Source organism: Thiomonas sp., assembly GCF_054608695.1.
This window is the reverse complement of record NZ_JBTRXV010000019.1, coordinates 1-17338: the sequence shown is the minus strand read 5'-3', so window position 1 is coordinate 17338 and position 17338 is coordinate 1. Positions and strand designations below refer to the sequence as shown.

General features: G+C 62.8%; 19 protein-coding genes, 1 tRNA gene and 1 pseudogene. 17 read left to right on the top strand and 4 right to left on the bottom strand.

Going from position 1 to position 17338, the window contains the following annotated elements; all coding sequences use genetic code 11:
* Positions 1–15: 15 nt before the first annotated feature.
* From infC to ACYCUK_RS08985, 11 genes are all read left to right on the top strand, one after another.
* Complete coding sequence (infC, locus tag ACYCUK_RS09035) at positions 16–561, top strand: translation initiation factor IF-3 (protein ID WP_461594485.1); 546 nt, start codon at positions 16–18, stop codon at positions 559–561.
* Between the two features lie 157 nt (positions 562–718).
* A complete protein-coding gene (rpmI, locus tag ACYCUK_RS09030; protein WP_461594454.1) occupies positions 719–916 on the top strand; it encodes a 50S ribosomal protein L35 in 198 nt (65 codons plus the stop codon).
* A 42-nt stretch (positions 917–958) separates the two neighbouring features.
* Positions 959–1315: a 50S ribosomal protein L20 gene (gene rplT, locus ACYCUK_RS09025; protein WP_461594453.1), complete on the top strand. Its 357-nt coding sequence runs from the start codon at positions 959–961 to the stop codon at positions 1313–1315.
* Between the two features lie 148 nt (positions 1316–1463).
* Positions 1464–2516: a phenylalanine--tRNA ligase subunit alpha gene (pheS, locus tag ACYCUK_RS09020; protein WP_461594452.1), complete on the top strand. Its 1053-nt coding sequence runs from the start codon at positions 1464–1466 to the stop codon at positions 2514–2516.
* 65 nt (positions 2517–2581) lie between these two features.
* Positions 2582–5014: a phenylalanine--tRNA ligase subunit beta gene (gene pheT, locus ACYCUK_RS09015; protein WP_461594451.1), complete on the top strand. Its 2433-nt coding sequence runs from the start codon at positions 2582–2584 to the stop codon at positions 5012–5014.
* A 39-nt stretch (positions 5015–5053) separates the two neighbouring features.
* Complete coding sequence (locus ACYCUK_RS09010; protein ID WP_199195271.1) at positions 5054–5383, top strand: integration host factor subunit alpha; 330 nt, start codon at positions 5054–5056, stop codon at positions 5381–5383.
* A 112-nt stretch (positions 5384–5495) separates the two neighbouring features.
* Positions 5496–5954, top strand: a complete 459-nt coding sequence (locus tag ACYCUK_RS09005; protein ID WP_461594450.1) for a MerR family transcriptional regulator — start codon at positions 5496–5498, stop codon at positions 5952–5954.
* 26 nt (positions 5955–5980) lie between these two features.
* Positions 5981–6057 (top strand) — tRNA-Pro (locus ACYCUK_RS09000).
* 186 nt (positions 6058–6243) lie between these two features.
* The gene (locus ACYCUK_RS08995; protein ID WP_461594449.1) at positions 6244–7422 is read left to right on the top strand and encodes a BaiN/RdsA family NAD(P)/FAD-dependent oxidoreductase; all 1179 of its coding nucleotides are present in this window, start codon (positions 6244–6246) and stop codon (positions 7420–7422) included.
* Between the two features lie 92 nt (positions 7423–7514).
* Complete coding sequence (locus tag ACYCUK_RS08990; protein ID WP_461594448.1) at positions 7515–8504, top strand: alpha/beta hydrolase; 990 nt, start codon at positions 7515–7517, stop codon at positions 8502–8504.
* Positions 8505–8575: 71 nt separating this feature from the next.
* A complete protein-coding gene (locus ACYCUK_RS08985) occupies positions 8576–9436 on the top strand; it encodes a YbgC/FadM family acyl-CoA thioesterase (RefSeq protein WP_461594447.1) in 861 nt (286 codons plus the stop codon).
* 56 nt (positions 9437–9492) lie between these two features.
* On the opposite strand, the gene ACYCUK_RS08980 is transcribed toward ACYCUK_RS08985, so the two are convergent.
* Genes ACYCUK_RS08980 through ygfZ form a run of 3 tightly spaced genes read right to left on the bottom strand, consistent with a single transcriptional unit; the run spans position 9493 to position 11271 of the window.
* The gene (locus tag ACYCUK_RS08980) at positions 9493–9801 is read right to left on the bottom strand and encodes an NRDE family protein (RefSeq protein WP_461594446.1); all 309 of its coding nucleotides are present in this window, start codon (positions 9799–9801) and stop codon (positions 9493–9495) included.
* Positions 9798–10322: an NRDE family protein gene (locus ACYCUK_RS08975; RefSeq protein ID WP_461594445.1), complete on the bottom strand. Its 525-nt coding sequence runs from the start codon at positions 10320–10322 to the stop codon at positions 9798–9800. The genes ACYCUK_RS08980 and ACYCUK_RS08975 overlap by 4 nt, the downstream gene beginning before the upstream one ends.
* A 13-nt stretch (positions 10323–10335) precedes the next feature.
* Positions 10336–11271, bottom strand: coding sequence for a CAF17-like 4Fe-4S cluster assembly/insertion protein YgfZ (gene ygfZ / locus ACYCUK_RS08970; RefSeq protein ID WP_461594444.1), 936 nt, complete (start codon positions 11269–11271; stop codon positions 10336–10338).
* A 293-nt stretch (positions 11272–11564) separates the two neighbouring features.
* On the opposite strand from ygfZ, the gene mltG reads away from it, so the two are divergent.
* The 6 genes from mltG to ACYCUK_RS08940 are packed head-to-tail and all read left to right on the top strand — an operon-like array spanning position 11565 to position 16082.
* Positions 11565–12533, top strand: a complete 969-nt coding sequence (gene mltG / locus ACYCUK_RS08965) for an endolytic transglycosylase MltG (RefSeq protein WP_461594443.1) — start codon at positions 11565–11567, stop codon at positions 12531–12533.
* On the top strand, positions 12530–13168 hold the full coding sequence (tmk, locus tag ACYCUK_RS08960) for a dTMP kinase (protein WP_461594442.1): 639 nt from the start codon (positions 12530–12532) through the stop codon (positions 13166–13168). The genes mltG and tmk overlap by 4 nt, the downstream gene beginning before the upstream one ends.
* Positions 13161–14171 carry a DNA polymerase III subunit delta' gene (locus ACYCUK_RS08955; protein WP_461594441.1) on the top strand — a complete coding sequence of 337 codons (1011 nt, stop codon included), beginning with the start codon at positions 13161–13163 and terminating at the stop codon, positions 14169–14171. The genes tmk and ACYCUK_RS08955 overlap by 8 nt, the downstream gene beginning before the upstream one ends.
* Before the next feature lies 1 nt (position 14172).
* Positions 14173–14556: a PilZ domain-containing protein gene (locus tag ACYCUK_RS08950; protein WP_461594440.1), complete on the top strand. Its 384-nt coding sequence runs from the start codon at positions 14173–14175 to the stop codon at positions 14554–14556.
* A gap of 40 nt (positions 14557–14596) precedes the next feature.
* Positions 14597–15400, top strand: a complete 804-nt coding sequence (locus ACYCUK_RS08945; RefSeq protein WP_461594439.1) for a TatD family hydrolase — start codon at positions 14597–14599, stop codon at positions 15398–15400.
* On the top strand, positions 15393–16082 hold the full coding sequence (locus tag ACYCUK_RS08940; protein ID WP_461594438.1) for an ankyrin repeat domain-containing protein: 690 nt from the start codon (positions 15393–15395) through the stop codon (positions 16080–16082). The genes ACYCUK_RS08945 and ACYCUK_RS08940 overlap by 8 nt, the downstream gene beginning before the upstream one ends.
* Positions 16083–16378: 296 nt before the next feature.
* Here ACYCUK_RS08940 and ACYCUK_RS08935 read toward each other — a convergent pair.
* A pseudogene (locus ACYCUK_RS08935) lies at positions 16379–17227 on the bottom strand (type 2 periplasmic-binding domain-containing protein); the annotation flags it as partial.
* Between the last annotated feature and the right edge of the window lie 111 nt (positions 17228–17338).

The following is a 17338-nucleotide window of genomic DNA, read 5'->3' as shown; positions in this document are numbered from 1 at the left end:
TTGAAAGGTTGAACCATCGCTACTGTACAGAGCCGTAATGCCCCGGAAAAAAGGGCCCACCGCCTCAATCGTGAAATCACCGTCCCGGAAGTTCGCCTGACCGGCGAGGAAAACGAGGCCCTAGGCATCGTCTCCATCACCGAGGCGCTGCGCATGGCTGAAGAGCACGGCGTCGATCTGGTCGAGATCGCACCGACGGCCGTGCCCCCGGTCTGCCGCTTGATGGATTACGGCAAGTTCAAGTATCAGGAACAGAAAAAAACACACGAAGCCAAGCTCAAGCAAAAGCAAATCCAGATCAAGGAAGTCAAGTTCCGACCGGCTACTGATGAAGGCGATTACCTGATTAAAATCAGGAACTTGAAGCGGTTTCTTGATGATGGGGATAAAGCCAAGGTTTCCTTGCGTTTTCGCGGCCGCGAAATCACCCACCAAGACATTGGCATGCGTTTGCTGGAGCGTGTACGCGACGACCTCGAGCCGCATGGCCAGGTCGAGCAAATGCCCAGACTCGAAGGGCGGCAGATGATCATGGTGCTGTCGCCTCGCAAGAAAAAATAGCAGCTCAGCTGCTCGACATCCGATGCGCAGGCGCTGCCTGTGTGCGGTCCACAGCCAGATTCCCGGAGCATCGGGGCTGGCTGATTACAAGTGAGCGCAGGCTCAAGTGCTGCTTCGGCAGACGCCTGCGACCATGTCAACCTCAATGGAGCAATCAATGCCCAAGATGAAAACCAAGAAAAGCGCCGCCAAGCGCTTTCGTGTCCGCCCAGGCGGCACGGTCAAGCGTGGCCAGGCGTTCAAGCGTCACATCCTCACCAAGAAGACAACCAAGAACAAACGTCATCTTCGTGGCTCCACCGAAGTGCATGCGGCGAATATGGGCCATGTCGCCCAGATGATGCCGTTTGCTTGAGCTCCAGGGCTCTCGCGTTTTTTCTGATGAAGGAGTGATCAAATGCCTCGCGTCAAACGTGGTGTAACGGCTCGCGCCCGCCACAAAAAAGTTCTGGATCAGGCCAAGGGTTTCCGCGGCCGCCGTAAAAATGTCTTCCGCATCGCCAAGCAGGCGGTGATGAAGGCCGGCCAATACGCCTACCGTGACCGTCGTGCCAAGAAGCGTGTGTTCCGCGCGCTCTGGATTACGCGGATCAATGCGGCAGTGCGTGAGCGCGGCATGAGCTACAGCGTGTTCATGAACGGCATGAAAAAGGCCGCCATCGAAATCGACCGCAAAGTGCTGGCTGATATGGCTGTGCACGACTCGATCGCCTTCGGCAAGATCGTCGAACAGGTCAAGGCCCAGCTGGCCTGAGCCTGATTGCAGCAGCCCTGTGCTGCTCAACGACCGGATGTGCCCAGGGGCACGTCCGGCGTCCCGATTCCAAGGCCTGGTCAATCCGGGCCTTTTTTCTCGCCGCTTCGCAGCACAGTCGTAGTGCGTTCACACGAGTCTTCATGCCATGACGGAATTGCAAGATCTGGTGCATCGGGCCGAAACGGAGTTTGCGGCCATCTCGCACCCTGCCGAGTTGGAAAACGCCAAGGCGCGCTACCTTGGCAAAGCCGGGGCGATCACGGCCCTGATGAAAGATTTGTCGCAACTCTCGCCTGAACGCAAGCGTGAGCAAGGCGCAAGCATCAATCTGGCCAAACAGAGCATTGAATCTGCCTTGCAGCAACGGCGCGCGGCCCTCGCGGAATTGGAGTTGCACGCCAAGCTCGCAGCCGAAGCCATCGACGTCACCTTGCCGGGCCGTGGCCAGCATGGCGGTGGACTGCATCCGGTGGTGCGTTCCTGGATGCGGATCGAGGAGATCTTCAGTTCCATCGGCTTTGCCGTGGCCGAAGGCCCTGAAATCGAAGACGACTGGACCAACTTTACGGCGTTGAATTCGCCGCAGAACCATCCTGCCAGGTCGATGCAGGACACGTTCTATGTGGACGTGCAGGACGAACGCGGCCAGCCATTGCTGTTGCGCACGCACACCTCGCCGATGCAGGTCCGGCATGCGCGGGCGCATGTGCGGCGTTACGCAGCAGGTACAGGTGCAATGCCCGACATCAAGGTGATTGCTCCTGGGCGCACCTACCGCGTCGACAGTGACGCCACGCATTCGCCGATGTTTCACCAGTTTGAAGGCCTGTGGATTGGAGAGCGTGTTTCCCTGGCCGACCTCAAGGGCGTGTACACCAATTTCCTGCAGACGTTTTTCGAGCGCGATGACATCACGCTGCGGTTTCGGCCATCCTATTTCCCCTTCACCGAACCCTCGGCCGAAATCGACATGATGTTCGACAGCGGCCCGCTCAAAGGCCGCTGGCTGGAAATTTCCGGCGCTGGGCAGGTGCATCCCACGGTGGTGCGCAACTTCGGCCTGGATCCCGAGCAATACATCGGCTTCGCTTTCGGTTCCGGCATCGAGCGCCTGACCATGTTGCGTTATGGCGTGGGTGACCTGCGCCAGTTTTACAGTGGCGACTTGCGCTTTCTCGAGCAGTTCAACCCGGCTTGATGGCCCCTAGGCCGTTGCCTCGACCCGCCAACCTTTCTTCATCCCACCCCGACGAAACCTAGCCCATGCAAGTGCCCGAATCCTGGCTGCGACAGTTCTGCAATCCGGACCTGAGCAGCGAACAGATTGCCGACCGTTTGACCATGGCCGGCCTCGAGGTTGAAGACATGCAGGCCGCCGCACCCGCGTTCAGTGGCGTCGTGGTGGGCGAGGTGGTGAAGGTCGAACCCCATCCGAATGCAGACCGGCTGCGTGTCTGCCAAGTGCAAGTGGGACAAGCCGAGGCCTTGCAAATCGTCTGTGGCGCACCCAATGTGGCTTTGGGCATGAAGGCCCCCTGCGCCCTGCTGGGCGCCGTGCTGCCGCCATCTGCGGCGGATGGGAAGCCGCTGCAGATTACTGCGGCAACCATGCGCGGCGTGACCTCCCAGGGCATGTTGTGCTCGGCCAAGGAGCTGGGTTTGTCCTCCGATCACGCTGGCCTACTGGCCTTGCCGCAAGAGCTCAAAACCGGGCAGGGCTTGCGCCAGGCGCTGGACCTCGACGACTGCGTCTTCACCATCAAGCTCACGCCCAATTTGGGCCACTGTCTCAGCGTGTTGGGTGTGGCGCGCGAGCTGGCCGCAGTGACCGGAACTTCGTTGGTGCAACCCAGTTTTCCTCCCGTGATTCCGGCCCTGGATGAGGTCCTGCCGGTCCGCATCGAGGCAGCCGAACTCTGCGGTCGTTTTTCCGGCCGTGTGATCCGTGGCGTGAATGCGCAGGCCCCGACTCCTGCTTGGATGCGCCAGCGCCTGGAACGCGCCGGCCAGCGCAGCATTTCGGCACTGGTGGACATCTCCAACTACGTCATGCTGGAACTCGGCCGGCCCTCGCATGTGTTCGATCTCGACAAGATCGAAGGTGGGCTTGAGGTGCGTTGGGGCAGGGCGGGGGAGTCGCTCAAGCTGCTCAACGGGCAGACCGTGGAGGTGGATGCGCAAGTCGGTGTCATTGCCGCTGGACGCTGCATCGAGTCCCTCGCCGGGATCATGGGAGGTGACGCCACGGCCGTCAGCCTGGACACGCGCAATGTCTACGTCGAAGCGGCGTTCTGGTGGCCCGACGCCGTCCGTGGTCGTGCCCGCCGCTACAACTTTTCCACCGATGCCGGCATGCGCTTCGAGCGCGGGGTCGATGCCGCAACAACCACGCAGCACGCCGAGCACATCACCCGCCTCATCCTCGACATCTGCGGTGGGCAGCCGGGCCCGCTCGACGACCACATCCTGCAGTTGCCGGAACGCGAACCGGTGCGCATGCGCGCGGCACGTTGCGAGCGCATCATGGGCATGTCCATCGGCGTTGATCGCATGGCGGACGTTTTTACGCGTCTCGGTTTGCCATTCCAGCAAGAAGGATCTGGCGCTGACGTCGCGTTCCGCGTCACCCCGCCAAGCTACCGCTTCGATCTCGAGATTGAAGAAGACCTGATCGAGGAAGTCGCTCGCATTCATGGCTATGCCAACATTCCCACGGTTCCGCCCCTGGCTCAGGTCCGCATGCTGCCTGCCCCCGAAGGGCGGCGCAGTCAGCATGCGCTGCGCGAATTGCTCGCTGCCCGCGCGTACCAGGAAACCATCAATTTCAGCTTTGCCGAACCTGAGTGGGAAACCGATCTTGTCGGCAATTTCCAACCCATCCAACTGCTGAACCCCATCGCTGCGCAGGCCAGCGTCATGCGCAGCAGTCTGCTCGGCGGCTTGCTCCAGGCGCTGCGCCTGAACTTGAGCCACAAGGCGCGGCGTGTTCGACTGTTCGAACTGGGGCGCGTGTTCATGCGCGACACGCGCGCAGCAGATGCGGCGCAGCCTGCCGGCATTGCGCAGCCCATGCGTGTCGGCGGCCTGGCCTATGGCCCGGTCTGGCCCATGCAGTGGGCGCAGGCCGAACGCCTGGTGGATTTTTTCGACGTGAAGAACGACATTGAGCAGCTCTGTGCCGGCGCTGGTTTGTTGAGCTTCGAGCCATTGGTGCATCCGGCCTTGCATCCTGGTCGAAGCGCAGCGGTTTTACTCAATGGCCAAGCGGTCGGCATCCTCGGTGAGGTGCATCCCCGCTGGATGCAAAAGTACGCTTTGCCTCATGCTCCAGTGGTGTTCGAGCTGGATGCCATGGCCCTGCAATCGCAGGCCATGCCAACAATCCGCCCCGTGGCACGTGCACCAGCTATTTTGCGCGACTTGTCTTTCGTGATGGATCGAACCATTCCCGCGGCAAGGATCCTGCAAGTCGTGCGCGGGGCGCGTACATCGGATGCGCGTTGCGGTATCGTCCAGGATGTCGAGCTTTTCGATGTCTTTCTTCCCCAGCACGAGGAAGGCAAGACGCGCAAAAGCGTGGCACTGCGCCTGACGCTACAAGCTGCGGAGACCTTGACCGATATGCAAGCCGATGCCGCAAGTGAAGGTGTGATCGAGGCCATGCGACGGACTCTCGGTGCCAACCTGAGAAACTGACCGCGCCTACCGACGTTGAACATAGGGGAGCCACAGAACATGGAAAAACTCGTCACCACGCTACAGACGCCCAGCCTGACCAAGGCCGAGCTGTCCGAACTGCTGTACGAACGCATAGGTCTGAACAAGCGTGAGTCGAAAGACATGGTCGACGCATTCTTCGACCTCATTCGTGACGCACTGGCATCCGGACACGATGTGAAGCTTTCGAACTTCGGCAATTTCCAGTTGCGCGACAAGGCACAGCGTCCGGGGCGCAACCCGCGCACGGGGGAAATCATTCCCATCGACGCCAGGCGCGTCGTCACCTTTCACCCCAGTCAGAAATTCAAAGAACAACTGCAGAGTCAACTCAATGACGAAGCGTGATGACCAGGAGCGGGCTTCAGCCGGCCCTGGCGGGACGCGAAAATACACCGCCTGTAGCGTCCTATAGTCCGGTCATGTCTCAACGCACACGCATTGCTTTTTCTTCCTCACCATGACCGACTCTTCGGATTTGCCGCCCATCCCGTCCAAGCGCTACTTCACCATCGGTGAAGTCAGCGAATTGTGCGGCGTCAAGTCGCATGTCCTGCGCTACTGGGAACAGGAATTCAGCCAGCTGCGGCCGATGAAGCGCCGCGGCAATCGCCGCTATTACCAGCACCATGAGGTTCTCCTGATTCGCCGCATCCGCGAACTTCTCTACGACCAAGGCTTCACCATTCAGGGAGCACGGGCGCGGCTATCACAGGGCGAGGCTTCCCAGCACGACACCGAAGAGGCCGCGGGATCCACGGTTCACATGCCAATGGGCCGCAGATTTTCCGATAAACAAGATGCCGCATCGCCACTTCAGCGCTTGCCCATTGGCGAGCCCGCCGTTTGGCCTGCCACGATACAGGACGATCTACGCAGCCAATTGCAGGCATTGCGCGCGCTGTTGAGCCTCGAGTGATCTGCTATAGTCTTCGGCTTGGTCGACGGGGCGTAGCGCAGCCTGGTAGCGCACCTGCATGGGGTGCAGGGGGTCGGAGGTTCGAATCCTCTCGCCCCGACCAATCTTCACCAGCCGGTTGTGCATATCCTGCACAACCGGCTTTTTCATGGGCCTTCGCTGACGTGCACGAGGGCGAGGGGATCAGGAAATGCAGGGAGTGCGGAAGTGCGTTGGCCGTGCTTGGGTTGGCTCCTGCCTGCCAACATGGCGTCAACCCCAAAAAAGGTCATGCACCGTGAGCCATCCCATGCACCATGATATCGCCATCATCGGGGCCGGGGCTGCTGGCATGATGTGCGCCGCCGTGGCGGGGCAGCGGGGTCTGCGGGTGGTCCTCATCGAGCACGCGGCGCGCGTGGGCGAGAAGATCCGCATCTCGGGTGGCGGTCGCTGCAATTTCACCAATGCCCGGGCGGGACCGCAGCACTTCGTTTCCCGCCAACCCGGCTTCGCCCGCGACGTTCTGTCTCGCTACACCCCGCGCGACTTCGCGGCCCTCGTGCGCCGGTACCGCATTGCCCATCACGAAAAACACAAAGGCCAGTTGTTCTGCGATGGCAGCAGCCAGCAGATCATCGACATGCTGCGAGCCGAATGCGAACTCGGACGCGTGCAATGGCTGCAACCCTGCGGTGTGCGTGGCGTGGCACGCGAGGGCTCGGGTTTTCGACTCGAGACCGATCAAGGCCCGCTGCAGGCGCGGCGCGTGGTTGTGGCCACGGGTGGCTTGCCGGTGCCGAAGATCGGCGCCACCGACTACGGCCTGCGGCTGGCCAGGCAAATGGGTTTGCAGGTGGTGTCGCCACAACCCGCGCTTGTTCCCCTGGCCTTCGCTGCCGAACCCTGGAGGCCTTTTGCCGAGCTGGCTGGCGTGGCGCTTGAGGTGAGGGTGGCGTGCGGCGGACAGCATTTCGACGAGGACTTGCTGTTCACGCACCGTGGCCTGTCCGGCCCCGCCATCCTGCAGATCTCCAGTTTTTGGAACCCGGGCGACAGCTTGCGACTCGACCTGTCGCCGGGCAACGATCTGGGTGAAGCGCTGTGGCTTGCCAAACTGCAATCGCGCCAGTCGCTGCTCAACGCGCTGGGGCAATTTCTGCCGCGCCGCCTGGCGCAGACCTGGGTGGAGATGCAGCGGCTTCCGTCCGACCGACGCATCGCCGAACTGGCGGATGCCAAACTCAAGGCCCTTGGCGCTTCGCTTTGCGCATGGACGCTGCAGCCCACGGGTACCGAAGGGTGGCGCAAGGCCGAGGTCATGCGGGGTGGGGTGGACACGGCGGAGCTGCACCCCGCCACGCTCGAAGCCCACAAAGTTCCCGGGCTGCATTTCATCGGTGAAGTGGTCGATGTCACCGGCTGGCTGGGCGGCTACAACTTCCAGTGGGCCTGGGCCAGCGGCTACGCGGTGGGCATGTCGGTTTGATCGAAGGTGGTCGTGGCAACAGACGCAGCGGCGCTTTATGCTGCCTTGGACGAACTTCCGACTCAACGCTGCATCTCCGCTGTTTCATGGCCATGACCAAGCCCACGCATCCAACCATTTCCAGCCCCAGCCCTGTGATGCAGGAGCTGTTGCAACGCATTGCCCGCGCCGCACCGCCTGCCTTGTGGCGCCTGAGTGTCCAGCAGGCGAGGGCGGCGTACGAGGCAGCCTCCGGCGTGCTCGATATCGCCCCACCGCCACTTGCCGAGGTGATGGACCTGGACTGCCCTGCCCGTGATGGCGCTCGCTTGCCGGTGCGACGCTACTGCGCCAAGCTGGCTGGCACCACGGCGGACTTCAACACACCACCTGGCGCTTTGCTCTACCTGCACGGCGGTGGTTTCGTCATCGGCAGTGTGGCGACACACGACATCCTGTGCCGGCAACTGGCACTGCATTCCGGCTGTGCCGTGTTTTCATGCGACTACCGTCTGGCGCCTGAGCATTCCTTCCCGACAGCCGTGAACGACGCCTGGGACGCACTCGCATGGCTGCGCGAAAACGCGGCCATGCTGGGCGTGGATGCAGACCATATCGCCATCGGTGGCGACAGCGCGGGCGGCACCCTGGCCACCGTCTGCGCCATCCTGGCACGCGATGCGGCCTGGCCATTGGCGCTGCAGCTCCTGTTCTATCCAGGCACGGCGGGGTGGGCGCAGACCGCATCTGCCGCGCATTTCGCCCATGGCTTTCTGCTCGAAGCCGAATCCATCGACTGGTTCTTCAACCATTACCTACCCCGGCCCGAAGACCGTCACGACTGGCGTTTCGCCCCGCTGCTGGCGCCCGATCTGCATGGCGTGGCACCGGCCTGGATCGGCCTTGCCGGCTGCGACCCCCTGCATGATGAAGGCGTGCTCTACGCCGAGCGTCTGCGTCAGGCGGGTGTGCCCGTGGCGCTGCGCGAATGGCCCGGTGTCACGCACGACTTCATTCGCATGGGCCGCGCCCTGCCGCAGGCAGGCCAGGCCGTGCAGGAAGCTGCCGCTGCCTTGCGCCATGCCTGTCAGCCGCAAGCTTGAATGCCAGGGGCCTTGAGCCACGCTCTCCTTCCACGCCCGACACCCCGGCAATGTTTCCATCGCCTCGAACCATGATTCCCATGCAACGCGAGACCTACCGTTTTCTCCACCGCCTGCAGGTGCGCTGGGCCGAGGTGGACATGCAGCAAGTGGTGTTCAACGGCCATTACCTGCTGTACTTCGATACCGCCATGAGCGCCTTCTGGAAGGCCCTCGGCCTGCCGTATGCCCAGGGCCTGCAGGCCCTGGGTGGCGACCTGTATGTGAAAAAAGCCAGCCTCACCTATCACCGCCCGGCACGGCTCGACGACTGGATCGACATCGGGATCGGCCTGACCCGGCTGGGCCACAGCAGCTTCACCCTGCACACCGCCATGTTCGTGCAGGACCGTCTGCTGGTCAGTGGCGAAATGGTCTATGTCTTCACCACCAGCGGCGCGCAGGCCAAGTCGCAGACCTTGCCACCTGCGCTGCGCGAGCTGCTCGAAGCCCATGCGCGCGGCGAGCCCATGCTGCGCGTGCAACTCGGCGACTGGACCGAACTCGGTGAAGCCGCCGGCAGCGTGCGCACCGCCGTGTTCGTGCACGAGCAAGGCATTCCCGCCGAGATGGAATGGGACGAGCACGACGCCACATGTCGCCACGCCGTGGTGTTCAACCGTCTGGACATGCCCGTGGCTTGCGGGCGTTTGTTGCCGGACGGGCATATCGGCCGTGTGGCCGTGGTGCAGGCCATGCGCGGTGGCCAGGCCGGCAAACTGGTGATGCAAGCCCTCATGCAAGCAGCCCATGCGGCTGGCCACAGCCATGCGGAAATTTCGGCGCAGCAAGCGGTGACCGGCTTTTATCGCCGCCTGGGTTTCAGCAGCCTGGGTGAGCCCTATGCCGAAGCTGGCATTGCCCACATTCGCATGCGCGCTGCACTGGGTTGAGCACGGATTTTCAGCGCCTGCCTGGGCGGGGTTGGTGCCGCAATGCAGCTTGCGGCCTACGGTGCCGCGCGCCAGTTCCAGACAAAGTCCGGCGGGCTGGCGATGCCGGGTTGATGCTGCAGTTCACGCGCCAGCGCGCTGCCGTCGAAATCCAGCCGCAGCAGGGTCGAGCAGCGCGTGCCATAACCCGGCATGCGGATGAATGCAGCCGATAGCGCCCGCTCCCATTCCAGGCTGACGCCGGTCTGCGGCAAGGCGGCATCGGGGGCGATCTGCTCACGCTGCAAGGCCTGGGTCAGGACGCCGAACGACACTGGCCTTTCAGCATCCGCGACTTCCGCGCTCTCGGCCAGCGCAGCCTTCAAAGCCTGGACCTTGGGCCAGGGCGCGTCTCCAAGGCGGCGTTGGAGAGGCCGTGTAGACCCGGCGCCACGCTGCAGTTCTGCTGCGGGTGATTCGACAACCAGCGCATGGCACCCGACCGCATGTCACCCAGCAGCAGGTTGAACCCGGCGTAGGCCTGCGCGCTGGATTGAACGGCCTGGGCGAAGGCGGCTGGGGAACAGTCGGCCATGATGCTGCCATCCTGCGGATGCAGGCCGAGCAAATAGCGCAAGGGCAGCAGTCCGCGCGAGGGGGCTTCGGCGCGCTCCAGCGCCGGATCGCGCACATTCGTGACGGCGGCGAAACGTCCGCGACGTGTCAGCCCCAGCCAGATGCCGCCGCTGCGCAAGTCCTGGCCGCTGAGCACTTCGGTCGCCGGTGCGGCGTCGGGGCGCCACCAGCGCATCGGCAGGGTCGGGCGGTCCAGCCATTCGTCGCGGTTGGCGGCGAGCAGCAGGGTTCGCGGCCGCCCGGGTTGCCATGACCAGGCGATGAGGCACATCGCGGCCGCCCTCTCAATCTTGCGGGGGCAGGATATAGGGCAGTGTCGCGAGGCGCAGCGCCGGGCCGTCCGCCGTGCCAGCGTGCAGACTGCCGGGCTCGGTCGCCGCGGTGATTTTCAGCTCCGCCAAAGCTTCCCAGCCGGTCTCGGCCGGCGCGGCGTTCACCACCAAGCCGCAGGGCTGCGCGGGATCGGCACTGTGGACGATCTCGTCCCCCGGCGCCAGGGCCGTTGGGCTGAGCAGCCGGTAAGTGCGCCGCTTGATGGTGCCACGGTACTGCGTCCGCGCGACGATCTCCTGCCCCGGATAGCAACCCTTCTTGAAGTCGACCGCGCCCAGGGCTTCGTAATTCAGCATTTGCGGCACGAACTGCTGTGCCGTGGCGGCCGTGACATGACCGATGCCGGCACGAATCTCGCCGAGCGACCAGGCCTCGGTCGAACCGGCGGCCATGGTTGCGACCCACTGCGCGGCGGCGGATCGTCCTTCCGGCGATTCGGCCACCAGGAGCAGGCGTCGCAGGCCGGGCGCATCGGCCAGGCGCACCACGCACAGGCCCGCCTCCCGCAGCAGCGACCAGGGAGCGGCAGGACAGGGCAGTCCGGCAGGTGCCTCGCCCTGGGGCAGCAGCAAGCCGAACAGCGCACGCTCCGGGGTCACGTCGTCCAACTTGCATTGCAGGCGCAGGATGAACATGCGCAGGCGCTTGAGCGTGGCCTCGGCAAGGGTGGCGTCCAGCAACATGGCAATCGCGCCGTCGGCTTCCCTCCACAGCAAAAAATCAGCCAGCATGCGACCCTGGGGCGTGCACATCGCAGCCATGCGCGCCGTTTTCTCGGGCCAGTTTTGCACGCTCTGGGTGAGCTGGGCTTGCAGCAGATCGGCAGCTTGCGGGCCATGGGCTCGCAGCATGGCCAGATGGGGCAGGGGGGTGATGGTGGATGGCATTCGGGGAGCGTCGGGTTATGGGCGCAAAGCCAAGGTGGCGGTTATGAAGCAGGGTATGGCACGAGCCGGTTACGCGGCAGTCGGGCGCGGTACAGTGCATCGTTTCTTCAGGCACTTTCAGCGAAGTGCTGGGCTAGTATAGAAAGCTGTCCACCTTGCGCTTGCCCCAGGGTTTCATGCTGCCCAGCTGCCGGCTCCAACCAGCGTGCCAGCGCTGGAGCGGCGTTTCCATGTGTTCATGAGTGAGCCCGTCTTTGAAGACCCGCTGGCCTGTTCGTTTGTTCCTGCTCGGCTTGACCGCAGGCCTCCTGGCCTTTGCCCTGTTCGCTTACTGGGCGCTGGCACCGATGCGGCTGAGCGCAACGCCGCTGGACTTCTCCGTCAAGCCCGGCAGCACGGCGCGTGCGGCCGCCGCGCAAATTCGAACCCAGGGCGCCGATCTCTCGCCGCGCCTGTTCTATTGGCTGGCGCGGCTGAGTGGGCAGGGCACGCAACTCAAGGCCGGCAGCTATGAAATCGAGCAGGGCACGAGCCCTTGGCAACTGCTGCAGAAAATGGCGCGTGGCGACCAATCCTTGCTGGCCGTGACCGTGCCCGAAGGCTGGACCTTCGCCCAATTTCTGCAGGAACTCAACCTGGCCCCGGGGCTCGATCACGATGCCGCCGGGCTGAGTGATGCGCAAATCATGCAACGCATCGGCGCTCCGCCGAATATGCCGCCCGAAGGCTGGTTTTTCCCCGATACCTATTTGTACGCTCGCAATTCTTCGGAACTCACCGTCCTCAAGCGCGCCTACCACGCCATGCAGCGCCAATTGACCAGCGCTTGGGATGCGCGCGAACCCGGCTTGCCGCTGCAAACCCCGTACCAGGCGCTGATCCTGGCTTCGGTCGTGGAGAAGGAAACCGGAAGCCCGAGCGACCGCAGCAAAATTGCCGGTGTCTTCATCAATCGCCTGCGCAATGGCATGCCGCTGCAAAGCGATCCCACCGTGATTTACGCCCTGGGCACGCGCTATACCGGGGCGCTCACGCGTAAAAATCTGCAGACCGACTCGCCGTTCAACACCTATGTGCATGCCGGCCTCCCGCCCACGCCCATCGCCCTGCCCGGGGACGCTGCGCTGCAGGCCGTGCTGCATCCGGCTGCCACCCGGGCCTTGTATTTCGTCGCGCGTGGCGATGGCAGCAGCGCGTTTTCCGATACTTTGGCCGAGCACAATGCGGCGGTCGACCGTTACATCCTCAAGAGATCTCCGTGAAACCAACTTCGCACCAAGGCCTGTTCATCACGCTGGAGGGCATCGACGGCGCCGGCAAGACCACCCAGTTCGAAGCCGTTGTCGCCACTTTGCGCGCTGCGGGCCGACATGTGACGGCCACGCGTGAGCCGGGCGGCACACCGCTGGGCGAGCGCATCCGCGAGATTTTGCTGGCCGAGCCCATGACCACCACCACCGAAGCGCTGTTGATGTTCGCCGCACGCCAGGAGCATGTGCTGCGGGTGATCGAACCGGCCTTGCTGCAAGGGCACGATGTCGTCTGCGACCGCTTCACCGATGCCACGCTGGCGTACCAGGGCGCCGGCAAGGGTATCCCGCAAGATCGCTTGCAAACCCTGGCGCGCTGGGTCCACCCCGGTTTGAAGCCGGATTTCACCCTCCTCATCGACGTGCCCGCCGAGGTGGCCGCACGCCGCTTGCAAACGCAGCAGCGCCAGCCGGACCGCTTCGAGCGCGAACCGCTCGAATTTTTCGCTCGTGTGCGTCAGCAGTATCTCCATCTTGCCGCTTCAGAACCCGCACGTTGGGTTGTGATCGACGGCACGCAGGGCTTGGATCAGGTGCGTCAGGACGTGATCCAAAACCTGAAGAAAAAATTGCAACTCCATGATTGATATGCAGGATTTTCCGGCACTTCTCTTGCATGGAGCCACTGGCATCGGTGTTTGGGATGCGCTCGACAGCACAGCCGCAACGCTGCTGTGTGAAAGCCCGATGCCGGCGAAAGCCACTAGCCCCATACCCTTGCCCGGCTTTGCACACCAGGCCTGCGGCCAATGCCCGGCATGCCGCTTGCGCCAAGCCGGTACCCACCCGGACCTCAAGCGGCTGCTGCCCGAGGCCTTGGCCCTGGAACTGGGCATGGGGCAGGCGGCCGACACGGAAGAGGCAACGAGTGCCGAGAAGCGCAACCCCAGCAAGGACATCAGCATCGACGCGGTACGCAGTTTGGTGGACTGGTCGCACACCACCAGCCACCGCGGCGGTTTCAAGGTGGCTGTGGTCTATCCGCTCGATGCCATGGGCGCGCCCGCGGCCAATTCACTTCTTAAAACACTGGAAGAACCACCTCCAAGCCTCTATTTTCTAACGGGAACTCATCGACTCGACAGAGTCCTGCCCACCTTGCGCAGCCGCTGCCAGCTCCAGGCCATGCCCAGGCCCCAGGCAGTGGATGCATTGCGCGCATTGCAGGCGCGGGAGATCGCGCAACCCGAGCAGGTCGCCCATTGGTGTCATCACGCCGTGTATGAACCCGAACCCGCGAGCGGAATGGACTGGGCGCGCAGCCTGTTGCAAACCGTGACTGCGGGGCAGGGGGCCAGCGCAGCCAGCGCGGCAGGTTCCACGCCACAGATGCCGGTCGCCGTGGCCGCACTGCAAAAACTCTGCGTCGACATGATGCGCACCCAGTTCCGCCAACAACCCCTGTATTTACCGGCTGACCAATCGGTGCTGGGACGCTTGGCGAGCATCGCCTCTGCGCCTCGTCTTCTGGCTTTCTGGCAGCGACTCGGCGATTACAGCCGCACCGCCACCTTTCCCCTCCATGCGAATCTCACGGCGGAAGCCCTGATCCTAGAATTCAAACAACTGTTCACTCGGAGCGCGCACTGATATGGCCACACCCAATGCAGCCGCCCCACCTGGGGCCTCCACCGCCCGCCCCAGCGTGATCCAACTTGCGATCAAGGAAAAACCCGCGCTGTACGCCGCCTTCATTCCGTTTTTGACCGAAGGCGGCATCTTCATTCCGACGACGCGGGAATATCGCCTGGGTGACGACGTTTATCTGCTGCTGACCATCATGGACAATCCCCAGCGCTTCCCGGTGGCCGGGAAAGTCGCATGGATCACACCGGCCAATGCGGCGGGTAACAAGACCCAAGGAATCGGTGTGCGTTTTCCAGCCGACGAAAAAGCCCGGCAATTGCGCCAGGTGATTGAAGAAATCCTCGGTCCCACGGCCGAAATCGCCAGCCGCGCGACCCATACCCTATAAAGCTGCAACGGCTCGACCCGCGAGCAGCGCCGCACCCAGCATGGCCCTGACCGATTCCCACTGCCACCTCAATTTTCCCGGCCTGCGCGAACAGATGGACAGCGTGCTTGCCGCCATGCGCGACAACGGCGTGACGCGAGCCATGAATATCTGCACCCAGATCGAGGAATTCGACGACGTGCTGGCCTGCGCCGTGAAGCACCCGCACATCTGGGCCACCGTTGGCGTCCACCCCGACCAGGAGGGGCTGACCGAGCCATCGGCCGCGCAACTGGCCTTGTTGGCCAGCCATCCCCGCGTCCTCGCCTTGGGCGAAACCGGACTCGACTACTACCGACTCGACGGTCGCAGCGTGGCCGATATGGAATGGCAGCGCGACCGCTTTCGTGCCCATATCGACGCAGCGCGCCAAGCGCAAAAACCGCTGGTCATCCACACCCGATCGTCGGCCGACGACACGCTGGCCATCTTGAAAGAGCAGGGCGCCGAGGGTGTCGGCGGGGTGTTCCACTGCTTCACCGAGAGCTGGGACGTTGCCCGCCAGGCGCTCGACTTGGGTTTCTACATCTCACTCTCCGGCATCTTGACATTCAAGAATGCCAAAGAGTTGCAAGAGGTTGCGAAGAAATTACCTGAAGATCGTATTCTGGTCGAGACCGATAGCCCCTATCTCGCCCCCACGCCTTACCGTGGCAAAACCAACCAACCGGCTTACACCCGCTTCGTCGCGCGTTGCCTTGCCGAATTGCGCCAATGTGCTGAAGACGAGGTTGAAGATTTCACGGAGCAGAATTTCAACCGTCTTTTCATGCCTGAAAGTACATTCAACACTTCTCATGCATAACATGAACAGAAGCTTTTATACCATTGTTTTAGCAGCATTATTGAGTTTTTTTCTTGGATTGGCTCAAGCTGGTTCGTTCACCGATTTTTTTCGCGCCGTTGATGTGGATGATGTCGGCGCCGTTCAGTCTCTGCTTGCCCAGGGTTTTGACCCCAATGCGGTGAATGTCAAGGGTGATTCAGCTTTGTACCTGGCCCTGCGCGACAAGTCGTTGAAGGTTGCCAAGTTATTGATTGAGCAGCCGAAAATCAATCTGGACCAACTCAACCCAAGCGATGAAAACGCCTTGATGATCGCCAGCCTGCTCGGTGATGAAAGCTTGGTCCGACTCATGGTCGAGCGCGGCGCGGAAATCAACAAGCCGGGTTGGACGCCACTGGCCTACGCGGCGACGAACGGGCATACCCAGATCGTCAAATACCTGCTCGACCATTCAGCCTCCATCGACGCCGCAGCCCCCAACGGCACGACGCCTCTGATGATGGCCGCCTATTTTGGTCACAGTGCCACCGTCAAACTGCTGCTGGACGAAGGTGCCGACGCTAGCTTGAAGAACCAGATGGGTTTTACCGCCCTGGATCTGGCCCAGCAGCGTGACCACAAAGACACGGCGAATTTGCTTGCCAGCTATCAACCTGAAGAGCCCAAAGACTCCAAAGAGCCAGTTCGGGCCCATTGGTAAGGCGCTAACGACTGCCGTTTATACGGAGCATATTGGCATTATGTTAAATAAGCGACGATCATCAAGCTGCTGCACTGACAGTTCGAAGATCGCATCGCCCTCCTTGGCCCAGCGCGAGTGGATCCCATGCACGGTGGCCGTGGACCAACCCAGCAACTGGGCAATCTGCGCCGCTTTGCTGGCTGGTACTCGGCATGTGTCTCCGCTCGTTCGTCGAGCAGGGCCAGATCGTGTCGAGGAGGCGCGAACCGCAACGGCGTGCGCCGCTGCGGTGTCGGATCAGCAGTTGCGTCCGGTCAGCGCACCTTGCCGGTTTTCCACGCATTCAGCAGCGTGGCGTAGGCGATGGTCTCGCCCTTCGGCTTCTCGTTGGCCAGCTTCTTCCACGGCGCGTGCTTGTCGCTCAGCCACTTGGCGGGGTCGCTCTTGAGATTGAGCTTGGGTGCGCAATGCGCCATGCCGGCGCGCTGCAGGCGCCCCATCACGTCGTCCATCTCGGTGGCCAGGTTGTCCATCGCCTGCTGCGGCGTCTTCTCGCCGGTCACGGCCACGGCGACGTTCTTCCACCACAGCTGCGCCAGCTTGGGGTAGTCGGGGACGTTGTTGCCGGTCGGCGTCCAGGCCACGCGCGCCGGGCTGCGGTAGAACTCGACCAGGCCGCCGAGCTTGGGTGCCAGGTCGGTCATCGCCTTGGACTGGATGTCGGACTGGCGAATCGGCGTCAGTCCGACGATGGTTTTCTTCAGCGAGGTGGTCTTGGCGGTCACGAACTGCGCGTACAGCCAGGCCGCAGCCGTCCGGTTGGCGTCGTGGTTGGCGAAGAAGGTCCACGAGCCCACGTCCTGGTAGCCGTTTTGCATGCCCGGCTTCCAGTACGGACCGTTCGGGCCGGGGGCCATGCGCCATTTCGGTGTGCCGTCGGCGTTGACCACCGGCAGGCCGGGCTTGGTCATGTCTGCAGTGAAGGCCGTGTACCAGAAGATCTGCTGTGCGATCTGGCCTTGTGCAGGCACCGGACCGGCTTCGCCGAAGGTCATGCCGATCGCTTCCTTCGGCGCGTACTTCTTCATCCAGTCGACATACTTGGTGAGCGCGTAGACGGCGGCCGGCGAGTTGGTGGCACCGCCGCGCGACACTGAACCGCCCCGGTTTTTGAGGAGGCTCCAACCTTGAAGAGAATGGAGCCATGAACAAGTCAAACAAGTTTTCCCCTGAAGTCCGCGAGCGCGCCGTGCGGATGGTGCAGGAGCACCGCG